At 64.7% G+C, this 23426-nt stretch carries 19 protein-coding genes and 1 riboswitch; of the genes, 4 read left to right on the forward strand and 15 right to left on the reverse strand.

Annotated features, from left to right (window positions below; all coding sequences use genetic code 11):
- Nucleotides 1-2 precede the first annotated feature (2 nt).
- From purU to gcvP, 9 genes are all read right to left on the reverse strand, one after another.
- Entirely contained in the window at nucleotides 3-857 is an 855-nt protein-coding gene (gene purU, locus ACX80V_RS08685; RefSeq protein WP_485842812.1) for a formyltetrahydrofolate deformylase, read from the reverse strand.
- The gene (cycA, locus tag ACX80V_RS08690) at nucleotides 858-2351 is read right to left on the reverse strand and encodes a D-serine/D-alanine/glycine transporter (RefSeq protein ID WP_498049671.1); all 1494 of its coding nucleotides are present in this window, start codon (nucleotides 2349-2351) and stop codon (nucleotides 858-860) included. It abuts the gene before it with no gap.
- On the reverse strand, nucleotides 2341-3171 hold the full coding sequence (locus ACX80V_RS08695; protein ID WP_485842814.1) for a methylenetetrahydrofolate reductase: 831 nt from the start codon (nucleotides 3169-3171) through the stop codon (nucleotides 2341-2343). The genes cycA and ACX80V_RS08695 overlap by 11 nt, the downstream gene beginning before the upstream one ends.
- A 41-nt stretch (nucleotides 3172-3212) precedes the next feature.
- Nucleotides 3213-4223, reverse strand: a complete 1011-nt coding sequence (lipA, locus tag ACX80V_RS08700; RefSeq protein ID WP_485842815.1) for a lipoyl synthase — start codon at nucleotides 4221-4223, stop codon at nucleotides 3213-3215.
- Between the two features lie 13 nt (nucleotides 4224-4236).
- Nucleotides 4237-5634: an L-serine ammonia-lyase gene (locus ACX80V_RS08705; protein WP_485842816.1), complete on the reverse strand. Its 1398-nt coding sequence runs from the start codon at nucleotides 5632-5634 to the stop codon at nucleotides 4237-4239.
- Nucleotides 5635-5783: 149 nt separating this feature from the next.
- A complete protein-coding gene (gene glyA / locus ACX80V_RS08710) occupies nucleotides 5784-7109 on the reverse strand; it encodes a serine hydroxymethyltransferase (RefSeq protein ID WP_485842817.1) in 1326 nt (441 codons plus the stop codon).
- Nucleotides 7106-7489, reverse strand: coding sequence for a glycine cleavage system protein GcvH (gcvH, locus tag ACX80V_RS08715; protein WP_058931449.1), 384 nt, complete (start codon nucleotides 7487-7489; stop codon nucleotides 7106-7108). The genes glyA and gcvH overlap by 4 nt, the downstream gene beginning before the upstream one ends.
- A gap of 268 nt (nucleotides 7490-7757) precedes the next feature.
- The gene (gcvT, locus tag ACX80V_RS08720; RefSeq protein WP_485842818.1) at nucleotides 7758-8870 is read right to left on the reverse strand and encodes a glycine cleavage system aminomethyltransferase GcvT; all 1113 of its coding nucleotides are present in this window, start codon (nucleotides 8868-8870) and stop codon (nucleotides 7758-7760) included.
- 43 nt (nucleotides 8871-8913) lie between these two features.
- Nucleotides 8914-11766 carry an aminomethyl-transferring glycine dehydrogenase gene (gene gcvP, locus ACX80V_RS08725; protein ID WP_485842819.1) on the reverse strand — a complete coding sequence of 951 codons (2853 nt, stop codon included), beginning with the start codon at nucleotides 11764-11766 and terminating at the stop codon, nucleotides 8914-8916.
- A gap of 161 nt (nucleotides 11767-11927) precedes the next feature.
- A riboswitch (glycine riboswitch) is annotated at nucleotides 11928-12025 on the reverse strand.
- 510 nt (nucleotides 12026-12535) lie between these two features.
- Here gcvP and ACX80V_RS08730 point away from each other — a divergent pair.
- Nucleotides 12536-15031: an ATP-dependent Clp protease ATP-binding subunit gene (locus tag ACX80V_RS08730; protein WP_485842820.1), complete on the forward strand. Its 2496-nt coding sequence runs from the start codon at nucleotides 12536-12538 to the stop codon at nucleotides 15029-15031.
- Nucleotides 15032-15267: 236 nt separating this feature from the next.
- Here ACX80V_RS08730 and ACX80V_RS08735 read toward each other — a convergent pair whose 3' ends face one another.
- From ACX80V_RS08735 to ACX80V_RS08760, 6 genes are all read right to left on the reverse strand, one after another.
- A complete protein-coding gene (locus ACX80V_RS08735; protein WP_485842821.1) occupies nucleotides 15268-15936 on the reverse strand; it encodes a DsbA family protein in 669 nt (222 codons plus the stop codon).
- A 203-nt stretch (nucleotides 15937-16139) separates the two neighbouring features.
- Nucleotides 16140-16907 (reverse strand): amino acid ABC transporter ATP-binding protein, encoded by a 768-nt coding sequence (locus ACX80V_RS08740; protein WP_058932985.1) that lies wholly within the window; start codon nucleotides 16905-16907, stop codon nucleotides 16140-16142.
- Between the two features lie 17 nt (nucleotides 16908-16924).
- Complete coding sequence (locus ACX80V_RS08745; RefSeq protein ID WP_485842822.1) at nucleotides 16925-17890, reverse strand: amino acid ABC transporter permease; 966 nt, start codon at nucleotides 17888-17890, stop codon at nucleotides 16925-16927.
- Complete coding sequence (locus ACX80V_RS08750) at nucleotides 17887-18678, reverse strand: ABC transporter substrate-binding protein (protein ID WP_485842823.1); 792 nt, start codon at nucleotides 18676-18678, stop codon at nucleotides 17887-17889. The genes ACX80V_RS08745 and ACX80V_RS08750 overlap by 4 nt, the downstream gene beginning before the upstream one ends.
- A 274-nt stretch (nucleotides 18679-18952) precedes the next feature.
- On the reverse strand, nucleotides 18953-19684 hold the full coding sequence (locus ACX80V_RS08755) for an SDR family NAD(P)-dependent oxidoreductase (protein WP_485842824.1): 732 nt from the start codon (nucleotides 19682-19684) through the stop codon (nucleotides 18953-18955).
- On the reverse strand, nucleotides 19681-21087 hold the full coding sequence (locus ACX80V_RS08760) for a DUF6421 family protein (protein WP_485842825.1): 1407 nt from the start codon (nucleotides 21085-21087) through the stop codon (nucleotides 19681-19683). Before ACX80V_RS08760 ends, ACX80V_RS08755 begins: the two co-directional genes overlap by 4 nt.
- A 232-nt stretch (nucleotides 21088-21319) precedes the next feature.
- Here ACX80V_RS08760 and ACX80V_RS08765 point away from each other — a divergent pair, with 232 nt between their 5' ends.
- The 3 genes from ACX80V_RS08765 (at nucleotide 21320) to ACX80V_RS08775 (ending at nucleotide 23388) form a co-directional block, all read left to right on the forward strand.
- Complete coding sequence (locus ACX80V_RS08765) at nucleotides 21320-22549, forward strand: MFS transporter (protein WP_485842826.1); 1230 nt, start codon at nucleotides 21320-21322, stop codon at nucleotides 22547-22549.
- A 4-nt stretch (nucleotides 22550-22553) separates the two neighbouring features.
- On the forward strand, nucleotides 22554-22913 hold the full coding sequence (locus ACX80V_RS08770) for an ArsR/SmtB family transcription factor (protein WP_058931441.1): 360 nt from the start codon (nucleotides 22554-22556) through the stop codon (nucleotides 22911-22913).
- Nucleotides 22914-23073: 160 nt separating this feature from the next.
- Nucleotides 23074-23388 (forward strand): heavy-metal-associated domain-containing protein, encoded by a 315-nt coding sequence (locus tag ACX80V_RS08775; protein WP_485842827.1) that lies wholly within the window; start codon nucleotides 23074-23076, stop codon nucleotides 23386-23388.
- Nucleotides 23389-23426 lie beyond the last annotated feature (38 nt).

The following is a 23426-nucleotide window of genomic DNA, read 5'->3' on the forward strand; positions in this document are numbered from 1 at the left end:
GGTCAGCGCAGAACCACTGTGCGCCCGCCGTCGAGCATTACCCGGCCTTCACAGTGCCACCGGACCGCGTTGCTCAGCGCCTTGCACTCAGCGTCGCGGCCCACGCGGACCAGGTCATCGGCCGTGTACGTGTGGTCCACGTCGATGACCTGCTGGGCGATGATCGGTCCCTCATCCAACTCCGCGTTGACGTAGTGCGCCGTGGCGCCCACGGTCTTGACGCCGCGGTCGTAGGCCTGGTGGTACGGCTTGGCGCCTTTGAAACTCGGCAGGAACGAGTGGTGGATGTTGATGGTCCGGCCCGTCAGCTGGGCCGACAGCTCATCGCTGAGGACCTGCATGTAGCGGGCCAGGACCACCAGTTCCACCTCGAACTCATCCACGAGCTCCAGCAGGCGCGCTTCCTGCGCCGGCTTGGTCTCCTGAGTAACCGGGAGGTGGAAGAACGGGATGCCGTGCCACTTCACCAGTTCCTCGTGGTCCGTGTGGTTGGAGACCACGGCCACGATTTCCACCGGCAGATCGCCCGTGCGGGCCCGGAACAGCAGGTCGTTGAGGCAGTGCCCGAACTTGGACACCATCACCAGGACCCGGCGCTTGCGGCCGTGCGGCTCCAGCTGCCAGTTCATGGCCCACTCAGCGGCCAGCGGCTCGAAGTCCCGGCGCAGGTCCTCCGTGGTCAGCGGCTGCTTGCCGGATTCGAAATGCACCCGCATAAAAAACTGCTGGGCCTGGCGGTCACCGAAGTGCTTGGTGTCGATGATGTCGCAGTCGTGATCCAGCAGGTACCCGGTGATCGCGTGGACGATCCCCGGCGACTCGGCGCAGTTGACGGTCAGAACATGTTCGGTTGCCACTTAGTTCTCCCGCGATGCCTTCGCGTCGGCCAGCTCCGCGTCGGCCAGGGCCTTCTCCTCGGCCACTTCCTTCTCGCCGGCGAGGTCCTTCTGGAACTCCGCGTAGCGGGCCAGGTGAGCCGGACGCTTCCGCAGGATGACCCAGGCGACGCCCAGGATGACGAACCAGATGGGCGTAATCAGCAGCGCCAGGAGGGTATCCGGCTGCGTGGTCAGTGCCCACAGGACGAAGGCGAAGAACGCGAAGACCACCCAGACCATGGGGATGCCGCCGGGCATCTTGAACTTGGACGCCGCGTGCAGGTGCGGACGGCGTGAACGGAACTTCAGGTAGCTGGCCAGGATGATGGACCAGACAAAGACGAAGCAGACGGCGGCCACGGTGGTGACCATGTCGAAGGCCTTGCCGATGTCCTTGCCGGCGTACATCAGGACGATGCCGGAGAGCAGCAGGATGCAGGAGAGGAACAGGGCGTTCTGCGGGACCTTGCGGGCGGACAGGCGGCTGAAGACGGTGGGGGCGTCGCCCTCCTGGGCCAGGCCGTACACCATGCGGGAGGTGGAGTAGATGCCGGAGTTGGCAGAGGACATGGCCGAACTGAGCACCACCAGGTTCACGATGGTGGCCGCGGCGCCGAGGCCGGCCAGGGAGAACATGGCGATGAACGGGCTGTGGCCGGCCTGGAACTGGGTCCACGGCGTGACGGACATCAGGATGATGAGGGCGCCTACGTAGAAGAGCAGCACGCGGATGGGGATGGAGTTGATGGCCTTGGGCAGGTTCTTCTCCGGGTCCTTGGCCTCGGCGGCGGTGGTGCCTACAAGTTCAATACCCACAAAGGCGAAGACGGCGATCTGGAAGCCGGCCACAAAGCCCATGAATTCGTTCGGGAACAACCCGCCGTGGCTCCACAGGTTCGTGAAGGTGGCCGGGCCGGCGTCGGACTGGAAACCGCTGAAGATCATAAACAGGCCAACAATGATCAGCGCCGCAATGGCGATGATCTTGATCAGCGCGAACCAGAACTCGGTCTCACCGAACGCCCGCACCGTTGCGAGGTTCAGGACCAGGAGGATGATCACGGTGGCGATGCCCGGGATCCACAGTGGCACCCCCGGCCAGAGTTCCTCCGAGTAGGCGGCTATGGCGATGACGTCCGCGATGCCGGTGATCACCCAGCAGAACCAGTAGGTCCAGCCGGTGAAGAAGCCGGCCCAGGGGCCCAGCAGGTCGGCGGCGAAGTCGCTGAAGGACTTGTAGTTCAGGTTGGACAGCAGCAGTTCGCCCATGGCCCGCATGACGAAGAACAGCATGAAGCCGATGATCATGTAGACGAAGATGACGGACGGGCCGGCGGCCGAGATGGTTTTGCCGGAGCCCATGAACAGGCCGGTGCCGATGGCCCCGCCAATCGCAATCAGCTGGATGTGCCTGTTGCTGAGTTGCCGCTCAAGGTGGGGCGTTTGTGGGGAAGTGACGGTTTTAGTGCTCACGTACTGCTCCTCGAATCGATGCTGGCTGGAGTGCCGTTGGGGATGACGCGGGGCCCACTTCGTTGGGGACCGCATCGAGGTTGTTGAAGCTGTAGAGATGGATCCCGGCGATGCCGGGCTGGCTTTGCAGCCCGGCCACCAGGGTGTGTGGTGAGTAGCGGTCACCGCTGAGCAGCTTGCGCGCCAGCGGGCCTTTGCGGCTAAGGAACTTCAGGGAACTTCCGACGCCGATCTGCGTGGCCAGTGCCACCAGTTTCGTCCGCGGGACGGACCCCGCCACGCCCGCCCAGACGGGCAGGTCCACGCCTTCACGGCGCAGGAGCGCCGCGAAGTCGAGAATTTTGGGGGCATCAAAGCACATCTGGGTGACAACGTGCGTGGCCAGGTGCTGCTTGTCCTGCAGGGCATCCAGCAGGTCCAGGGCGGCCACCGACGGGTGGCCTTCCGGGTAGCCGGCCACGCCCGCGCGCATCCGGCCGCCGGTGTACTGGGCGATGTCCTCGAGCAGCGGGAGCGCCGAATCGTACGGGCCCGCGGGCTGCTTCCGGTCGCCGCCGATCACAAACACCTCGCCGATGCCGGCGCTATCGCACTCCCGCATGATCCGGGTCAGTTCGGCCCGGTCATGGATGCTGCGTGCGGCCAGGTGCGGGATGACGGTGTAGCCGAGGGTGCTCAGCTCCACCGAGGTGCGCATGGTCCGTTCGATGCCGTGGTGCGGCAGGCACGTCATGGTCAGCGTGGAGGTCAGCGGAACCAGGGCCTGGACCTGGTCTACGATCCCGGTTGAGGGGATGATTTCGATTCTTGTAGGGAACATCTTCGGTCCTTTCCTGATATCGGTTCTGAATACCGGCGGGCTCAGCTGGCGCGGGCTGCCAGCAGTGAGCTGGCTTCCTGGCGGGTGCTGCCGGAGGACTCGATGTGGGCGAGTTCGGCGGGGATTTCCCAGCCCTTCTTGCGCATCGCGGTGGCCCAGAGCCGGCCGGCCCGGTAGGAGGAACGGACCAGCGGGCCGGACATGACGCCGAGGAAGCCGATCTCGTTGGCCTCGTCCTGGAGGTCCACGAACTCCTGCGGCTTGACCCAGCGGTCCACCGGCAGGTGCCGTTCGGAGGGGCGCAGGTACTGGGTGATGGTGATCAGGTCACACCCTGCCTCGTGCAGGTCCCGCAGGGCTTCGGAGATTTCCTCGCGGGTCTCGCCCATGCCCAGGATCAGGTTGGACTTGGTCACCATCCCGAGCTTGCGGCCCTGGGTGATGACATCCAGGGACCGGTCGTACCGGAACGCGGGCCGGATGCGCTTGAAAATCCGGGGCACGGTCTCGACGTTGTGCGCGAAGACCTCCGGCTTGGATTCGCAGATCGCCGCGATGTGCTCGGGCTTGCCGGAGAAGTCAGGGATCAGCAGTTCGACGCCGGTGCCCGGGTTCAGCTCGTGGATCTTCCGGACCGTCTCGGCGTACAGCCAGACCCCCTCATCGGCCAGGTCATCCCGGGCCACCCCGGTGACCGTGGCGTAGCGCAGCTGCATGGCCAGGACTGACCGGGCCACCTTCGTGGGCTCGAACATGTCCACCGGGGACGGCTTGCCCGTGTCGATCTGGCAGAAATCACAGCGCCGGGTGCATTCGGACCCGCCGATCAGGAACGTGGCTTCCTTGTCTTCCCAGCACTCGAAAATGTTCGGGCAGCCGGCCTCCTCACACACCGTGTGCAGGCCTTCCTTCTTGACCAGGTTCTTGAGCTGGACATACTCCGGACCCATCTGGACCTTCGCCTTGATCCACTCCGGCTTCCGCTCCACGGGTACTGCAGAGTTGCGCTGCTCAACGCGCAGCAGCTTCCGGCCTTCTGGTGCCAGTGTCATCAGTTCTCTTCCCTTAGCATTCCACTACGTTGACGGCGAGGCCGCCCATGGCTGTTTCCTTGTACTTGGAGCTCATGTCCCTGCCGGTTTCCCGCATGGTCACGATCACCTCGTCCAGGGAAACGCGGTGCGTACCGTCCCCCCACAGCGCCATCTTCGCGGCGTTGATGGCCTTCGCCGCCGCGATCGCGTTGCGTTCGATGCACGGCACCTGGACCAGCCCGCCGATCGGATCGCAGGTCAGGCCCAGGTTGTGTTCCATCGCGATCTCCGCCGCGTTCTCCACCTGCTGGGGTGTGCCGCCCAGCACCTCGGCGAGGGCGCCGGCCGCCATGGACGACGCCGATCCCACCTCTCCCTGGCAGCCCACCTCGGCGCCCGAAATGGACGCCTGTTCCTTGTACAGCACCCCGATGGCACCGGCCGTGAGCAGGAACTTGACCACAACGTCGTCGCGGTCTTCCTGCGTGGCCTTGTCCATGCCGGGTGCGAAATGCAGCGCGTAATACAGGACTGCCGGGATGATCCCCGCGGCGCCGTTGGTGGGTGCCGTGACCACCCGGCCGCCGGACGCGTTCTCCTCGTTCACTGCCAGGGCGATGAGGTTTACCCATTCCTGCCAGTACTTCGGGTCCCGGTCCTTGTCCTCCTTTTCGAGCCGCTCGTGCCAGTCGGGCGCACGACGGCGGACCTTCAGTCCGCCGGGCAGCAGCCCCTCGCGCTTGAGGCTGGTTGCCACACACTCCTCCATCACGGAGTAGATGTGCAGCAGGCCTTCGCGGATTTCCGCCTCGGACCGGGAAGCGCGTTCGTTGACGAACATGATGTCGCCGATGGACAGGCCCTTGGACTGGCACCGGCCCAGGAGCTCCGCCGCGGTGCGGAACGGCAGCGGCAGTTCCTTCTTGGACTCGTCGAGTTCCTTCAGGGCCGCGTCCTCTTCACCTTCGCGGACAATGAAACCGCCGCCCACCGAGAAGAACGTGGCCTTGTGGAGGACTTCGCCTGCCTCGTCAGTGACCGTGAAGGTCATGCCGTTGGTGTGCCGCGGCAGGACAGTGAGCGGTCGAAGGACCATATCCTTGACGCCGTACGGCAGGGGCACGGAACCGGCGAGCTGGAGGGCGCCCGTTTCGGCGATGGCGGCGAGCCGCTCCTCCACCTCAGCCGGCAGGATCTTTTCGGGGTGGAAACCCTCCAGGCCCAGCAGGATGGCCGTCATGGTGCCGTGGCCATGGCCGGTTGCCGCCAGCGACCCGTACAGGTCCACCCGCAGCCCGGCCACCTTGTCCAGGCTGCCGGAGCCCTTGAGCTCCTCGGCAAACACTGCGGCAGCGCGCATCGGCCCCACAGTGTGAGAGCTCGACGGCCCGATCCCGACGGAGAACAAATCAAAGACTCCAACGGCCATGTGCGTTTCCTAACTAACTAATTCTTCAGAGATGTGCGCCCGAACACGGTGCTGCACGAGGGGCCGGCGGAGCCGGGCTTTTCGAAAGCGTGCGTCAAAGCGAGGAACGAGCAGCACGCGTGAAAAGTCCGGTCCGCCGGTCCCGGACGTTACCCGAGGTCGGCGACAGACGGGTACAGCGGGTGGGCCTCGGCGAGAGCTTCGACCCGGTGACGCAGGCCGGAAAGGTCCGCGTCGGCGTCGGCAATCAATGCCTCGGCGATGATGTCCGCAACTTCACGGAAGGCTGCCTCGCCGAAACCACGGGTGGCCAGCGCGGGAGTGCCGATCCGGAGGCCGGAGGTGACCATCGGCGGGCGCGGGTCGAACGGCACGGCGTTGCGGTTGACGGTGATGTCAATCGCGGCGAGGCGGTCCTCGGCCTGCTGGCCGTCCAGCTCGCAGTTGCGCAGGTCAACCAGGACCAGGTGCACGTCGGTGCCGCCGGAGATCACGTTGATGCCCTTGGCGGTGACGTCCGGCTGGACCAGGCGGTCGGCCAGGATGCTGGCGCCGGCCAGGACGCGCTCCTGGCGTTCCTTGAACTCCGGCGTCGCTGCGATCTTGAAGGCCACGGCCTTGCCGGCGATGACGTGCTCCAGCGGGCCGCCCTGCTGGCCGGGGAAGACAGCCGAGTTGATCTTCTTGGCGATCGCGGGGTCGTTGGAGAGGATGATGCCGCCGCGCGGACCGGCGAGGGTTTTGTGCGTGGTGGAGGTGGTGACGTGGGCGTGCGGCACCGGGCTCGGGTGCAGGCCAGCTGCCACCAGACCGGCGAAGTGCGCCATGTCCACCATCAGGAAAGCACCCACCAGATCGGCGATCCGGCGGAACTCGGCGAAGTCCAGCTGGCGGGCGTATGCCGACCAGCCGGCAACGATCAGCTGCGGCTTGGTCTCCAGCGCCAGGCGCTCCACCTCGGCCATGTCAATGGTGTGGGTGTCTTCGCGGACCTGGTACGGGACCACGTTGTAGAGCTTGCCGGAGAAGTTGATCTTCATGCCGTGGGTCAGGTGACCGCCGTGGGCCAGGTTCAGGCCCATGATGGTATCGCCCGGCTTGATCAGCGCGTGCATGACCGAGGCGTTGGCCTGGGCGCCGGAGTGCGGCTGGACGTTGGCGAACTCGGCACCGAACAGGGCCTTGACGCGGTCGATGGCCAACTGCTCGATGACGTCCACGTGCTCGCAGCCACCGTAGTAGCGCTTGCCCGGGTAGCCCTCGGCGTACTTGTTGGTCAGGACCGAGCCCTGCGCCTGCATCACGGCAACGGCCGTGTGGTTCTCGGAGGCGATCATTTCCAGGCCATTCCGCTGGCGGCGCAGTTCGTCGTCGATCTTGACGGCGATCTCGGGGTCCAGCACCGACAGGTCGGTGTCCAGGCTCGCGGAAACTACCTGCTCAAAAACTGCGGTGCCTGCTGCAGCGGCGCTCACAGTTCGCCACCGTTTACTTCGGCGTATTCCTGAGCGGACAGCAGGGGGCCCTCGGACTCGACGGTCACCTTGAACAGCCAGCCGGCACCGTACGGATCGGAGTTGATCAGTGCGGGATCGCCGACGGCGTCTTCGTTGATTTCCGTGACCTCGCCCGTCACCGGGGAGTACAGGTCGGAAACGGACTTGGTGGACTCGATCTCGCCGCAGGTCTCCCCCGCGGTGACCGTGGAGCCAACCTCGGGCAGGTCCACGTAGACGATGTCGCCCAGCGCCTCAGCGGCAACAGCGGACACGCCAACAACGGACGGACCAGAGCCATCAAAGGCGATCCACTCGTGCTCGGCGGAGTACTTCAGTTCAGCGGCAACCTTAGCCATTTGTGTTCCTTAAGTTTCGAAGTCAGTTGTGGTCGGGTTGGGAGGCTGGTGACCGAATTCCTCCGCGTGCTGGCTCGTTCCTCGCCTCTGACGCACGCTTCCGGAATCCGCTCACCGCCAGGGTAGGCGGCACTTCCTAAGCACCTAGGGGGACGGTCAACGCCAACCCCCGGGGAGGTTCCGTTGTGGGTGGCATCCGGCAGCGTGCGTCAAAGCGACGAAGGAGCAGCACGCAGAGGATGTCAGCCGCAACGGAACCCGTAGCACCCTATTTTTGGCGCTTGTAGAACGGCAGGGCGACAACCTCGAAAGGCTCTGCCTTGCCGCGCAGGTCGATGTCCAGGGCGGTGCCAATCTCGGCGTGCTCGACGTCGACATAGGCCATCGCGACCGGGTAGCCAAGGGTGGGGCTGGGCTGGCCGGAGGTGACTTCGCCAACCACGGCGCCGTCCTTGAGCACCGGGTAGTGCCCGCGGCCGGCGCGACGTCCGAGTCCCTTCAAGCCCACAAGCTTACGCTTTGATCCGGCTTCCTTGGCAGCTTCGAGGGCGGAGCGGCCCACGAAGTCGCCTTCCTTGCTCTTGAGCGCCACAACGCCACCCAGGCCGGCGTCGAACGGTGACCGTTCGAGGGAAAGCTCGTTGCCGTAGAGCGGCATGCCGGCTTCAAGGCGGAGCGAATCGCGTGAGGCGAGGCCGCACGGAACGATGCCGAACTCAGCCCCTGCTTCGGCGACGGACGCCCACAGGGAGGCGGCGCCGTCGTTCGCTACGAAGAGCTCGAAGCCGTCCTCGCCGGTGTAGCCGGTGCGCGCCAGGATGACGTCGTGGCCGGCCACGGTCAGCTCGTTGAACGCGTAGTACTTCAGGTCCGTGACCAGCGCGTGCTGGGCCTCTGGGGTCAGCTTGAGCAGGATGGCCTCGGCCTTGGGACCCTGGACCGCGATCAGCGAGGTGATGGCGGAGGCGTCCTCCACCTTCACGTTGAAGGCCACGGCGCGTTCGGCCAGGGCGACGGCGACGGTGGGGGCGTTGCCCGCGTTGGGGACCACAAGGTACTTCTCGTCGCCGAAGCGGTACACGATGAGGTCATCGATGATGCCGCCGTCGGCGTTGCAGATGAGCGAGTACTTGGCCTTCCCGTCCGCGATGGCCGAGAGCTTGCCCACCAGCGCGTAGTCAAGGAACGCGCCGGCTTCCAGGCCGGAGACCCAGACTTCGCCCATGTGGGAGAGGTCGAACAGTCCGGCAGCGTTGCGCACCGCGTGGTGTTCGGCCAGCTCGGAGCTGTACTTGAGCGGCATCTGCCAGCCACCGAAGTCGGTGAAGGAAGCGCTGAGTTTCTTGTGCTCTTCGTAGAGAGCGGTGTAGTTCTCAGTCATTGTGAAAGCCTTTCATACCTAAAGGAGATCGAGCCTGTCGAGATCAGTTCGCGAATTCTTCGATGGGCGGGCAGGAGCAGATCAGGTTGCGATCTCCGCCTGCGCCGTCGATGCGGCCTACGGGCGGGAAGTACTTGTCCTGCTTGAGGTGGTGGACCGGGAAGGCGGCCTGCTCACGCGGGTACTGACGGGTCCAGTCGGAGGATACGACGGCGGACGCGGTGTGGGGTGCGTGGCGCAGCGGGCTGTTCTCCACGCTGAAGTCGCCGTTGGCCACCTGGTCGATTTCCTTCCGGATGGTGATCATGGCGTCGATGAACCGGTCGATCTCCACCAGGTCCTCGGACTCGGTGGGCTCCACCATCAGCGTGCCCGCAACCGGGAACGCGAGGGTGGGGGCGTGGAAACCGTAGTCGATGAGGCGCTTGGCCACATCTTCCGCGGTGACGCCGGTCTTCGCCGTCAGGTCACGGAGGTCCAGGATGCACTCGTGCGCCACGAGTCCGCCTTCACCGGTGTAGAGGACCGGGAAGTACTCGTTCAGGCGGGCCGCCACGTAGTTCGCCGCCAGAAGCGCCGACTTCGTGGCCTCGGTCAGGCCCTCGGCACCCATGAGCTTCACGTAGGCCCACGAGATGGGCAGGACGCCGGCGGAGCCGTAGTTGGATGCGCTGATGGCCACGCCGTGGCCCGCTTCGTGGGCTGCCTTGTTGGCGTCACCGGGCATAAACGGTGCCAGGTGGGCCTTGGCTGCGACCGGGCCAACGCCGGGTCCGCCGCCGCCGTGCGGGATGCAGAACGTCTTGTGCAGGTTCAGGTGCGAGACATCGCCGCCGAACTTACCCGGCTGCGCGAGGCCCACAAGGGCGTTGAGGTTGGCGCCATCCACGTAGACCTGGCCGCCGGCCGCGTGCACGGCGTCGCAGATTTCGGTCACGTCGGCGTCGTAGACCCCGTGGGTTGAGGGGTAGGTGATCATGATGGCCGAGAGGACGTCCTTGTTGGCCTCGATCTTGGCGTTCAGGTCCGCGTGGTCGATGCTGCCGTCCGCCGCGGTGGCGACCACAACGACCTTCATGCCCGCCAGGACGGCGGAGGCGGCGTTGGTGCCGTGCGCCGAGGCCGGGATCAGGCAGACGGTGCGCTGGGCATCCCCACGGGACAGGTGGTAACCGCGGATCGCCAGCAGGCCGGCGAGCTCGCCCTGGGACCCGGCGTTCGGCTGGAGCGAGACCTGGTCGTAGCCCGTGATCTCGGTCAGCTGGTCTTCGAGATCGGTGATGAGTTCGCGCCAGCCCACGGTCTGGGAATCCGGGGCGAACGGGTGGATCGAGGCGAACTCCGGCCAGGAAATGGCTTCCATCTCGGCCGTGGCGTTCAGCTTCATCGTGCACGAACCCAGCGGGATCATGGTGCGGTCCAAGGCGAGGTCGCGGTCACTCAGCCGGCGGATGTAGCGCAGCAGCTGGGTTTCGGAACGGTGCGTGTTGAACACGGGGTGCTGCAGGTACTCGGAGGTGCGGAGCACCGAGTCGGGCAGTTCAAAGCCCTTCGCGTCCACAACCGGACCGGCGCCGAAGGCGACGGCGATGGCGGAGAGGACATCCGTCGTCGTGGTTTCATCGGCTGAGACGCCGATGGTGTCCTCGTCGATGTGGCGCAGGTTGATGCCGCGTGCTTCGGCGGCGGCGATGACCTTGGCGGCCTTGCCCGGGACGCGGACGGTGACGGTGTCGAAGAAGGTCTCGGTGACCAGTTCGCGGCCGGCGACCTTCAGCGTGGTGGCCAGGGTGCGGGCGTTGTGGTGGACGCGCTCGGCGATTGCTTTGAGGCCGTCCGGGCCGTGGTAAACGGCGTAGAACGAGGAGACGATGGCCAGCAGTGCCTGCGCGGTGCAGATGTTGGACGTGGCCTTCTCGCGGCGGATGTGCTGCTCACGGGTCTGCAGCGCCAGACGGTACGCGGGGACACCGGCGTCGTCCTTGGACACCCCGACCAGGCGGCCCGGCATGGACCGCTCCAGGCCCTTCGCCACCGCCATGTACGCCGCGTGCGGGCCGCCGAAGAACAACGGCACACCAAAACGCTGGGTCGAGCCGACGGCGATGTCCGCACCCTGCTCCCCCGGAGGGGTGATCAGCGTCAGCGCCAGCAGGTCGGCGGCGACCGTGACGAGGGCGCCGCGCTCCTTGGCGGCGGCGATCACGTCGGTGTGGTTGAAGACCCGGCCCGACACGCCCGGCTGCTGCAGGACAACACCGTTGATAACGCCGTCGGGCAGGCCCTGGGAAAGGTCAGCGACCTCCACCTCGAACCCGAGGGCCTCGGCGCGGCCCTTCACGATCGCGATGGTCTGCGGCAGACAGTCAGCATCCAGAACGGTCTTGCCGTCATGGGCTGCCTTGTTCTTGTTCGCGCGGCGCATCATCAGCACGGCCTCGGCCACCGCGGTGGCTTCATCCAGCAGCGACGCGTTCGCGATCGGAAGTCCGACGAGGTCCTGGACCATGGTCTGGAAGTTCAGGAGCGCCTCGAGCCGGCCCTGGGAAATCTCGGGCTGGTACGGGGTGTAGGCGGTGTACCAGGCCGGGGCTTCCAGGATGTTCCGGCGGATCACAGCCGGGGTCACGGTGTCGTAGTAGCCCTGGCCGATCATCTGCACAGCGGTCTTGTTCTTGGAGGCGAGCTTACGCAGCTCGGCAAGGACCTCAACCTCACTGAGGGCGTCCTTGAGGGCCAGCGGCTTGGCCTGGCGGATGGAGTCGGGGACGGCAACGTCCACGAGGCCGTCAACGCTGTCATAGCCAACGGCCTTGAGCATGGCGTCGATATCGGCCTGGCGGCGCGCACCAATATGCCGATCGGCAAAGGTGGAGGGGGACGACTGGATGGTCATGAAGGAACTCCATAATTCAGGTGGCGCGCTGGGTACGCCACATTGATTCGGGTTCCTCCCCGCTCTGTATTGGACCTGAGAGTTTCCGCACCCACCTGCTTGCCGCAGGGTGACGCTTGCACCGTCGGTGAGCCCGTTGCCGGACTACTTTCCAGAGTTGCCTAACCGCGGCGGTACGTGGGCCTGAGAGATTCCCGGAGAGGATTTGCTCCTACGGCGCCTGCTGAACGTACCGGCAGGACTCTCCCGCCGCAGATCAAAAGCATGTGCCACTTTGTCCGTGACACGTCTCACAGGTTAGTCGGACTTTGGGCCGCGTGCAAGATGTCCGCTGGCTCCGGCGTCACTATTCGGTGATTTTCTCCGCGCCCGGCCGCCGCCGTATGTAGTCGGGGCCGGTCAAAGCCACGCGGGGAGGTGGAGGCCAGTGCCACGTGGACGGCGGTTCCGCCGAGGACGCTCACCATTGGTTGATGCCCGCCCATTCCGCCCCAGCGTTGGCACCTGGCGCCGTAGACGGAGTCGGTCCCGCAGGTTTGCAGATAATGCGCATCGTAATGCGCATCGATTTTCCGCTCGGCGACTGCGGGTGCCTCTGCGCCCACACGGTGACACGCGGTGACGTGGCGGATAGCGGTGCGAAAACCCTGCCGCTTACATGGGAAAGTCACGGGAACCCGGCTCTCTTTATCTTGCGTCTCGACGAACACCCCATGAGGGCTTGCGGCGACGTAGCATCAAAGTAGGCGGCAGCCAGGAGTGTGGCGAAATGTTTGAGCGATTTACGGACCGTGCCCGTCGCGTAGTTGTGCTTGCCCAGGAAGAGGCACGCACGCTGAACCACAATTACATTGGTACCGAACACATCCTCTTGGGTCTGATCCATGAAGGTGAGGGCGTTGCCGCCAAAGCTCTTGAGTCCTTGGGCATTTCGCTCGACGGCGTGCGCGAGCAGGTGCAGGAGATCCTCGGCCCGGGCCAGCAGTCCCCATCCGGCCACATCCCCTTCACCCCGCGCGCCAAGAAGGTGCTGGAGCTGGCCCTGCGCGAGGCCCTGCAGTTGGGCCACAACTATATCGGCACCGAGCACATCCTGCTCGGTCTCGTCCGCGAGGGTGAGGGTGTTGCCGCGCAGGTGCTCGTCAAGCTCGGCGCGGACCCGGACAGGGTCCGCCAGCAGGTCATCCAGCTCCTCTCGGGTTACCAGGGCAAGGAGACCACCGGCGCAGACCTAGGCCCGGGCCAGCCGGAAGGTACTCCTGCCGGTTCCGTGGTGCTGGACCAGTTCGGCCGCAACCTGACGCAGGCTGCGCGGGAGAACAAGCTGGATCCCGTGATCGGGCGCGAATCCGAGATGGAACGCGTTATGCAGGTCCTGTCGCGGCGTACCAAGAACAACCCTGTCCTGATCGGTGAGCCCGGCGTCGGCAAGACCGCCGTCGTCGAAGGCCTCGCCCAGGCCATCGTCCGCGGCGACGTGCCGGAAACCCTCAAGGACAAGCAGCTGTACACCCTGGACCTGGGCTCCGTGGTGGCCGGTTCCCGGTATCGCGGTGACTTCGAGGAGCGGCTGAAGAAGGTCCTGAAGGAGATCCGCACCCGCGGGGATATTCTTTTGTTCATTGATGAGATCCACACCCTTGTCGGTGCCGGTGCGGCCGAGGGTGCGATCGATGCGGCTTCGATCCTGAAGCCGTTGCTGGCCCGGGGCGAGCTGCAGACCATTGGTGCCACGACGCTGGATGACTACCGCAAGCACATCGAGAAGGATGCCGCGCTTGAGCGCCGCTTCCAGCCGATCCAGGTTCAGGAACCCTCCGTGGCCGACGCGATCGAGATCCTCAAGGGCCTGCGTGACCGGTACGAGGCGCACCACCGGGTCACCATCACCGACGGCGCGCTGGTCGCCGCGGCGAACCTTTCGGAACGTTACATCTCGGACCGCTTCCTGCCGGACAAGGCGATCGACCTGATCGATGAGGCCGGTGCCCGGCTGCGCATCCGCCGGATGAGCGCTCCCCCGGAGCTGAAGGCCATGGATGAGCGGATCGCCAAGCTGAAGATGGAGAAGGAGTCCGCGTTGGATGCGGAGGACTACGCGGGTGCCGCTTCGCTGCGCGACCAGGAGCAGAAGCTCGTCGCGCAGCGTCGAGAGAAGGAACGCCACTGGAAGACCGGCGGCATGGACGATATCTCCGAGGTGGATGAGGATCTGATCGCGGAGGTGCTGGCGAATGCCACCGGTATTCCGGTGTTCAAGCTGACCGAGGAGGAGTCCAGCCGTCTGCTTAGGATGGAAGACGAGCTGCACCAGCGCGTGGTGGGCCAGGATGAGGCGATTAGGTCGGTTTCGCGGGCCATCCGCCGTACCCGTGCAGGCCTGAAGGACCCGAAGCGTCCCGGCGGTTCGTTCATCTTCGCCGGCCCCACGGGCGTCGGCAAGACCGAACTCGCCAAGGCTCTGGCCGAATTCCTGTTCGGCGAGGACGACGCACTGATCACCCTGGACATGTCCGAGTACTCGGAGAAGCACACAGTGTCGCGGCTATTCGGTGCCCCTCCGGGCTACGTCGGTTACGACGAAGGCGGCCAGCTGACCGAGAAGGTCCGGCGTCGTCCGTTCTCCGTGGTCCTCTTCGACGAGGTGGAGAAGGCGCACACGGACCTGTTCAACTCACTCCTGCAGATCCTGGAAGACGGCCGCCTGACCGATAGCCATGGCCGGGTGGTGGACTTCAAGAACACGGTGATCATCATGACCACCAACCTGGGCACGCGGGACATCTCCAAGAGCGTCACCACCGGCTTCCAGTCGGGCACGGACACGCAGACCGGCTACAACCGGATGCGCGCCCGGGTCACGGAGGAGCTCAAGCAGCACTTCCGCCCCGAGTTCCTGAACCGTGTTGACGACGTCATCGTGTTCCCCCAGCTGACCCAGGAGGAGATCATCCAGATCGTGAACCTGATGATCGGCCGCCTGGAGCAGCGCCTGGCAGACAAGGACATGGGTATCGAGCTCACCACCGCAGCCAAGGTGCTCCTGGCAACCCGCGGGTATGACCCGGCCATGGGTGCCCGGCCGCTACGCCGCACCATCCAGCGCGAGATCGAGGACCAGCTCTCCGAAAAGATCCTCTTCGGAGAGCTCCACCCGGGCGACATCGTTGTGGTGGACGTGGATGGCGAGGGCGAGGACGCGCAGTTCACCTTCGCAGGAAACACGAAACCCCGGATCCCGGACGCACTGCCGGCCGCGAGCTAACCAGGAAAACCACGTCTGACTACCGTCGAGGCGGGCTGAAGTCCGGTGTCACGGCCCGGAGAATCACCGGTCGCCTGGCGGCCGGTATTGGCTGGCTTGCAACTCCCAAAATCTTCGGCACGATTGACCGGACCTGGGAACGCGCGTTTCCAGTTGGTGCGGGCCCGCATGGAACGGATTGACCGGGAGCTGCGGGCGTAGGCCCGGCGCCACCTCGGGGCCGCTACGTGACGGCGCTACTTGACGGCGTCGTCGAGCAGCTGCCGGAACTGGGCTTCGGTGTTCAGCGTGAGTTTTTCGCCGTTGAGGAAGAACGTCGGGGTGCCGGTGACGCCGAGGGTTTTGCCGTCCGCAATGTCCCGGCGGATCCGTTCCTTGGCGTCCTCGGCCGTAACGTCCTGATCGAACCGGGCCATGTCGAGGCCGAGCCCTTCGGCGTACGTCCGGAAGAGGGCGGCCTGGGAGTCCTGCTTTCCGCCCCACTCCGGCTGGGTCGCGAACAGCTTCGTCACCATGGCTTCGTAGTGCCCCTGGCGCGCGGCGGCTTCGACAGCGAGCGCTGCGGTGCCGGAGTTCAGGTGTCCGGGCAGGGGGAAGTAGCGGTGGGTGAACGTGATCCTGTCCCCGTACTCCTCCTTCAGCTCCGCCACCAAGGGCTCGGCGGCGCGGCAGGCCTCGCATTCGAAGTCCAGAAACTCGACCAGCTGGGCTTTTTCGGCCGGCGGGCTGGTGAGCCGGTGACTGTCTTCCCTCGCCACCTGGGAATCAGCGGACGCCGGCGGCGCGGGCGTGGCAGGTTTGTTTGCGGTAAACACGGCGAACCAGATCACACCCCCAGCCACAAGGACCGCCATGACAGTCCAGATAGCGACGCGGACGTTGCGCGCGACAGTAACGGCACTCATCGGCCAGTGTTCCCCCTCAGCTCAGAACCTAGTACCTCGATCATAGCCAGCGCGCCACCGCGCCGGAGTCTTTGACCTGCGGCTACTCCGATTCGCGCGACGCGTCGCCGAGGCGTGGCTCGAGTGACCCGGCCGTAGACACCAATGCCGGTCCGGGCATGATCCGCTTCGCACATCACGCCCGGACCGCCTGGGCTGAGCCGTCAGAGAACTTTGGAGAGGAACTCCTGGGTGCGGGCCTGCTGCGGGTTGGCGATGATGTCGCGCGGGTTGCCGCTTTCGACGACGACGCCGCCGTCCATGAACGTCAGGGTGTCTCCGACCTCGCGCGCGAAGCCGATCTCGTGGGTCACCACGATCATGGTCATGCCGGACTTGGCCAGGTCCTTCATCACGCTGAGCACTTCGCCCACGAGTTCCGGGTCCAGGGCCGAGGTCGGCTCGTCGAAGAGCATCAGTTCCGGTTCCATGGCCAGTGCACGGGCAATGGCCACGCGCTGCTGCTGGCCGCCCGAGAGCTGCGCGGGATAGTGGTTGGCGTGGTTGCCGAGACCGACACGGTCCAGTAGCTCCATCGCGCGTGATCTGGCCTTCACCTTGGATTGCCGCTTGACCTGGGTGGGCGCCTCGATGATGTTCTGCAGCGCCGTCCGGTGCGGGAAGAGGTTGAAGCGCTGGAAGACCATGCCGATCTCCCTGCGCTGGGCGGCGATCTCTTTGATGGTCAGGTCATGCAGGCGGCCGCGGGTCTCGCGGTAGCCGATCAGTTCTTCGCGGACGTGGATCCGGCCGGCGCTGATGGTTTCCAGCATGTTGATGCAGCGCAGCAACGTGGACTTCCCCGACCCGGACGGCCCGATCAGCACGGAGACCTCACCCTGCCGGACCGTCATGTCGATCCCGCGGAGCACATGGTGCTCTCCGAAGTACTTGTGGACCCCGTCAATCCGGACGAGGGTCTCCTTCGTCATGAGGTCGTTGGTGATGGTCACGGTAGCTCATCCTCTATTTTGGGTGCTTTGGCTGCGGCGGCCGCAGGGGTCGGCTTGACCGGGGCAGGGACGATGTTGTCCACGCCCTTTCCGAAGTGGCGCTCAACGTAGTACTGGCCCACCATCAGGATGCTGGTGATCACGAGGTACCAGAGGGCGGCCACGATCAGCAACGGAATCGGCAGATAGCTGCGGTTGGCGATGCCGTTGGTTGCGAATGTCAGGTCCAGGGTGAACGGCACCGCGAGCACCAGCGAGGTGGTCTTGAGCATCCCGATGGTCTCATTGCCGGTGGGTGGCACGATGACGCGCATGGCCTGGGGCAGAATGATCCGCCACATGATTTTGGACTTGCGCATCCCCAGGGCCTCGGCGGCTTCCATCTGGCCGGAGTCGACGGACTTCAGGCCGGCGCGGAAAATTTCGGCCAGATAGGCTGACTCGTTCAGCCCCAGTCCCAGGATTGCTGCCATGAAGGCGGTGATCACGTCCTGGGTGCTGAAGCTGAACAGTTCCGGTCCGAATGGAATCCCCAGGGCGATCTTGGGATAAAGAACGGAAATGAGGCCCCAGAACACCAGCTGGGTGTAGACCGGTGTGCCGCGGAAGAACCAGACCCAGGTCCAGCTCACGCCGCGGAACAGAGGATTGTCCGACTGGCGCATGAAGGCCAGGAGAATGGCCAGCATGATGGCGATCGCCATCGAGAGGACGGTCAGCAGCAACGTCCAGCCGATGCCCTGGATGACGAGCACGTCCATGAAATAGGTGCCGACGATGTCCCAGCGGAAATTGGTATTGGTGACCAAGCTCTGGCCCAGCAGCGCGGCGAACAGCAGGATGAGGAGGGCGCCAGCCCAGCGGCCGGGATGGCGGACCGGAACGGCGTCGATCAGTTCCGGTTTCCGGTGCGCGGCACCGGTCCTGCGGTCGCTGGTATCGGTGGGTGCGAGCGTGCTCAATTGCCTACCGCCGGGTTCACTTCAGACTTCGTGACCGCGCCCTTGGTGTTGCTCCAGGTGTCCAGGATTTTCCCGTAGGTCCCGTCGCTGATGAGTTTGTTCATGACGTTTTTCATGAGCTCGGACAGGGCGGCGTCGCTCTTGGCGACCGCGATACCTTGCGGCGCCGCAGCATAAACATCGCCCAGGGCCTCCAGCTTGCCGCCGGTCTGCGAGAGGGCATAGCCGATGATGGGGGAATCGGCGGCCATGGCGTCGATGCTGCCGTTCACCAGACGGGTGGTCACATCTGTCTGCGTTTTCAAAGTGACGACATTGACGCCCGGTTTTCCGGCATCCGTGCATGCCTTGGACCGGCCGGAGACGTCGGGGTCCTCTTGGGTGGTGCCGGTCTGCACCCCCACGGTTTTGCCGCAGATGTCATCGACGCTGAAATTCTTCGGGTTGCCCTTCTGGACGGCCCACAACGTGCCGGCATTGAAGTAGCTGACCATGTTGACGGCCTTCAGACGCTCCGCGTTGATTGTGAAGGAGGAGATTCCCAGATCGTACTTGGCACCGAGAGCGGGCAGGATTCCCGTGAATTCCGACGTCTGGACCCTGACCTTCAGGCCGAGGGTCGCACCGATGGCCTTGGCGAAATCCACGTTGTAGCCCACCGGCGTCTGGCCATCGGCGCCGCCCAGGGATTCGGCAGGTGCGTACGTTGTGTCGGCACCCACCGTGAGGGTGCCCTTGCTCCTGATGGCCTCAGGGACGCTCGCGGCGAGGGCATCGTCCCTGGCCACAGAGGCGGGATCAAAGCCAGTGGAACCCGGGGCAGCTCCCCCCGAGGTCTGTGATGCATTGGTGCAACCGGTCAGAGAAAGAAGGCCGATGGCGAGACTCGCCAGTGCCTTTGTCCTCTTGGACGGAGAAAACGACATTGTTTACCTCTTGGTTGGTGTGGCCCATGAATGGGATTGTTTTCTGACTGCCTGCACGCAGGTCGGCGTGCGGGCGCGCCTGTACTGGCGCTTGGTCGATCTCCCTGCCTGCTTCCCGGTCGGGATAGGTGAAAGATCAGACCAGGGGTAGGCGGGAACCGTTGACTTCGGCAGCGGACCTGCTGAACAGGGCGGCCGAAGCGGCTCCGAGATCCTTCACATGGGTGAATCCCGGGAATTTGCGGTCGGGCTGGGAAGCCTTCATCTTGTCGTCGACGAGGGCCTTGACCACGAACACGACGGCAGCTGACCGCTGCGGCTGCCGGTCGTTCGTGCTGCCGGATTGTGAGCTGCGGAAGCCGTCGGCCACCGCCAGCGTCCAGGCCTCGGAAGCGGCCTTGATCGCTGCGTAGGCGGCACCACTTGCTGAGGGATTGGCAGCTGCCTGGGCAGACACGATGGCCAGTCGTCCCGCCGGGGACTTTTCGAGGTCGTCGTAGAAGGCGCGGCTGGTGTTTCGCAGTGTCGTCAGGACGCTGGTGTGCAGAAAGTCCCAGTCGGAGTCCTCCTGCCCCGGTATGCCGTCGCCGCCGCGCCAGCCGCCCACCAGGTGGATCAGGCCATCGAGGGGTCCAAGGTCCCGGCGGACCGTGGATGCCAGTTCCCGGACGGCCGCGGGTTCTGCCAGGTTGCAGGTGTAGCCGGTGACGTTGGGCCAGGACTGTGCGAGGTTCTGCACTCGTTCAGTGTCCAGGTCCACGGCGGCGACGCGGAATCCGGCGCCGCTGAGGGCCGACACGACGGCGGTCCCGGCCTCGCTGGTGGAGCCGGCCACCATAACGGTCCTGGGTCCGTCGGGAGCCATCATGCCGCGTCCCTGCGGCTGTTGCCGCCGTTGGGCTGGCCGGTGATTCCGGCCGTCGATTCGATGACGTTTCTCATCTTTTTCTCCAGTGCTTCGTAGAACATTGAAAGTGGGAACTCGTCATCGAGCACCTGGTCGGTCAGGCCCCGAGGAGGGCCGTCAAGGGCCAGCGCCTCGGGCCCCTTGGCCCAGAGGGATGCGGGGTTCGGGGTGACTGTGGCGCTGATGAATTCATAAGCCGCAAGCCAGTGAGCGGTTTTCGGGCGGTCAATTGAACGCCAGTACAGCTCCTCGATCCGCTTCCCAAGTTCGATAACTACTTCGGGCGCTTCCGACCAGTCGATAGACAGTTTCGAGTCCGTCCAATGAAGCACCTTGTGCTGGTGCATCCAGGCGAAAAGGAGCTGGCCGCCAAGGCCGTCGTAATTACGGACCCGGTTTCCTGTCATCGCGAACCGGAAAATCCGGTCGAAGATGACGGCATACTGGACGAGTTTCGCGTGGTTTCGCGCCTCCGGCGGCGCGTTCTCATCCCTCTCGATACGGACGGATTCGCGGAATGCCGTCAGATCGCACCGCAGCTCTTCCAGGGTGTAGAGAAAGTACGGCATCCTCTGCTTGATCATGAACGGATCAAACGGCAGATCCCCGCGCATGTGCGTTCTGTCATGGATCAGATCCCACATCACGAAGGTTTCCATGGCCAGCTGAGGGTCTCCAAGCAGCCGCCGCGCTCCGTCGGGGAGAGTGAGGGACGTGATGTCGCTGGCTGCGGCCACCACCCTCCGGAACCGCTCAGCCTCGCGATCCGCGAAAATACCACCCCAGGTGAACTGCGGCGTTTCACGGACGGCTACGCTCTCAGGAAACAACACCGCCGAATTCGTGTCATAGCCGGGTGTGAAGTCGATGAAGCGGATGGGTACGAACAGCTGGTTCGAATACTCTGCACCTTCGAGTTCAGCGATGAACTCCGGCCACACTACTTCGAACAGCACGGCCTCCACGAAGCGGTTCGGGCTGCCGTTCTGCGTATACATAGGGAAAACCACCAGATGCGGCAGACCGTCGATTCGGTGCTGCTGTGGCTGGAATGCGAGCAGAGAATCCAGGAAGTCCGGGACCCCGAACGAGGAGGCGGCCCACCGCTCGAAGTCAACTTCGAGCCGGGCCAGATACTCCGCATCGTGCGGGAACGAAGGGGCCAAATCCCTGAGTGAAGCCGTGATCGTGGCGACCTCGTACAGGGCGCGGTCATGGTCCTCCGGATCAGGTATCGAGCCGTCCCTCACCTGGATCTGCTGCAGTTCTCCGGCGGCCCGTTTCAGCTCGGTCCAGGACGAGTTTGAGGCAAGCAGGGCCCCTGTTGAGGAGCGGGATACGTTTTGTGCTTTTGTTGCAGTCATTGCTACGGCGTCCTTCCTTCTCTGTGACCCGCGTAACACTAGTGAACAGAAAGACATCTTTATCTAAAAACAGGGGCACAGTAAGCAAGTCTTAGTCTAGATTCGGGAAATAGAGCTGGTGACCAAGAGTTTCCTGTGCCCCCGTTCGAGGTTGGCCTGGACGTCACCTCCCGGCGTTGTGTCTACAATAGGTGCAAAGGTACGCACGTATTGTTTCAATTGAGGGGTTGTCGTGATCGAAGTTCTGGCCGTCCGCGCCTACCGGAAGCTCTTCTCAGCCCAGATTGTGGCGCTGCTGGGGACCGGCTTGCTGACCGTGGCCCTCGGACTGCTGGCGTTCGACCTCGCAGGAGGGCAGGCCGGGGCCGTGCTTGGGACGGCCCTGACGATCAAGATGCTGGCCTACGTCTTCGTCGCGCCCGTCATGGCGGCACTGGTGGAAAAGCTGCCAAAAAAGCCGGTCCTGGTTGCCGCGGACCTGATCCGTGGAGGAATCGCCCTGATGCTGCCCGCGGTGGATCAGGCCTGGCAAATCTACGTGCTGGTCTTTGTCCTTCAGAGTGCTTCGGCTACGTTCACGCCGGCCTTCCAGTCCCTGATCCCGGTGGTGCTTTCCGATGAACGGCAGTACACGCGGGCCTTGTCACTCTCCCGTCTCGCGTATGACCTGGAATCCCTGGTCAGCCCGGCCCTGGCCGCAGGACTGCTGTCTGTACTTTCCTTCCACGAACTTTTCCTCGGCACCGTGGCAGGCTTTATGTTCTCCGCGGCCTTGGTGGTGACCACCAGACTGCCTGCAACACCGGCAGCCCGTCAGGAAGGATCACTCTGTCGGCGGACCACGCTCGGTGCACGGATCTTTGCGAAGACGCCGGAACTGCGCGGCCTCCTCGCTTTGAATCTGGCCGTTGCGGCCGCTACAGCCCTGGTGCTGGTCAACACGGTGGTATATGCCCGGGACCTGTTCGCAGGTTCCAACGCCGACGTCGCCATCGCCCTGGCCTGTTACGGCGCCGGCTCGATGGCTGTCGCGCTCAGCGCACCCAGGGCACTGGACCGAATAGCCGACCGTTCGTTGATGATGTCCGGAGCTGCGCTGATTGGCATTGGCCTCGCCGGCACGTTTGTCCTGCTGGCGACAGCCGGGCCGTGGCTCATGCTGCTGGGGCTCTGGGTTGCTCTGGGGGCCGGGACCTCGATGATCAGCACCCCTTCGGCCCGGCTGCTGCGCCGCTCCGCATCGGAAAGCACCCGGACCTACATCTTCACTGCCCAGTTCTCCCTCTCCCACGCGTGCTTCATCATCACTTACCCTGTAGCTGGCTGGATCGGCGCGTCCGCTGGCCAGCCCGCGGCCGCAGCAGTCCTGGCTGTGGTGTCTATGATCAGTACAGCAGCGGCCTTGAAATTCTGGCCGACTGCCTCCAGAACCGGCTCAGAACCGGCCATCAGGAAAGGGTGATCCGGTGCAAGAGGCCCAGGGCGTCAACACACCGAGCCTTCACCACCCCAGGCTCCCCGATGCCCGCCGGCTGGATGCCGCGACGGCCACGTTCCGGATGCTCTCCGATCCCACCCGCCTGCACGTTCTCTGGCTCCTGACCCAGGAACCGGCGGACGTCACCACCCTGGTGGAACGCACCGGAGCCTCCCGGACCTCAGTCAGCCAGCACCTGGCCAAACTCCGCTTCAGCGGCCTCGTCAGCACGCAAAAGGTCAGCCGCAGGGTGGTCTACAGCATCGCGGACGGCCACCTGGCCCGGCTTGTCCTGGAAGGCTTGAACCACGCCGACCACACCGTCACCGGGGAACCCAGCCACGGCTGACTGAAGTGTGGGCATCGGCACATTGCAAGATATACCCCATGGGGGTATTCTCGGGGTGTTGCCAGTGAAGTGGTTTGTCCAGGCCAGCGCCATTCCGGCCCTTACAGCCGTTCAACCCCAGCACCTCATCACGACCTCTCTTGCAAAGGACAGAACTGATATGCGTGCATCCGAGATTCGGACCGAACTGCCCATCGTTGCAGCTGAAAACGCAGGGTGCAGCTGCTGCTCCACCCCTTCGACGGAGCAGCCGTCACCCCAGGCAGAAGGGACGGACTACTCCGTCACCGGCCTGACGTGCGGGCACTGTGTCCAGACCGTTGAAAAGGCAGTCACCGCGCTCGACGGCGTGACGTCGGCCTCCGTCGGACTTGTCGCCGGAGGGACTTCACGCCTGAGCGTCTCCGGACCCCACACGGAGGCATCCGTCCGGTACGCCGTCACCGCCGCCGGGTACAGCCTCAGCGGCAGATAGTCCACCTCCAGCCCTGAGGACAGCTTTGCTGACGCCGT

The sequence above is a fragment of the Pseudarthrobacter arbutini genome (genome assembly GCF_054510915.1).

Excerpts from the sequence above, each read along its gene's own strand:
- ACX80V_RS08755 (WP_485842824.1), bottom strand. The coding sequence starts at position 19,684 with ATGATGGCTCCCGACGGACCCAGGACCGTTATGGTGGCCGGCTCCACC.
- gcvH (WP_058931449.1), bottom strand. The coding sequence starts at position 7,489 with ATGGCTAAGGTTGCCGCTGAACTGAAGTACTCCGCCGAGCACGAGTGG.
- ACX80V_RS08695 (WP_485842814.1), bottom strand. The coding sequence starts at position 3,171 with ATGTTCCCTACAAGAATCGAAATCATCCCCTCAACCGGGATCGTAGAC.
- ACX80V_RS08775 (WP_485842827.1), top strand. The coding sequence starts at position 23,074 with ATGCGTGCATCCGAGATTCGGACCGAACTGCCCATCGTTGCAGCTGAA.
- gcvT (WP_485842818.1), bottom strand. The coding sequence starts at position 8,870 with ATGACTGAGAACTACACCGCTCTCTACGAAGAGCACAAGAAACTCAGC.
- ACX80V_RS08705 (WP_485842816.1), bottom strand. The coding sequence starts at position 5,634 with ATGGCCGTTGGAGTCTTTGATTTGTTCTCCGTCGGGATCGGGCCGTCG.
- ACX80V_RS08740 (WP_058932985.1), bottom strand. The coding sequence starts at position 16,907 with ATGACGAAGGAGACCCTCGTCCGGATTGACGGGGTCCACAAGTACTTC.
- gcvP (WP_485842819.1), bottom strand. The coding sequence starts at position 11,766 with ATGACCATCCAGTCGTCCCCCTCCACCTTTGCCGATCGGCATATTGGT.
- lipA (WP_485842815.1), bottom strand. The coding sequence starts at position 4,223 with ATGACACTGGCACCAGAAGGCCGGAAGCTGCTGCGCGTTGAGCAGCGC.
- ACX80V_RS08735 (WP_485842821.1), bottom strand. The coding sequence starts at position 15,936 with ATGAGTGCCGTTACTGTCGCGCGCAACGTCCGCGTCGCTATCTGGACT.
- ACX80V_RS08760 (WP_485842825.1), bottom strand. The coding sequence starts at position 21,087 with ATGACTGCAACAAAAGCACAAAACGTATCCCGCTCCTCAACAGGGGCC.
- ACX80V_RS08730 (WP_485842820.1), top strand. The coding sequence starts at position 12,536 with ATGTTTGAGCGATTTACGGACCGTGCCCGTCGCGTAGTTGTGCTTGCC.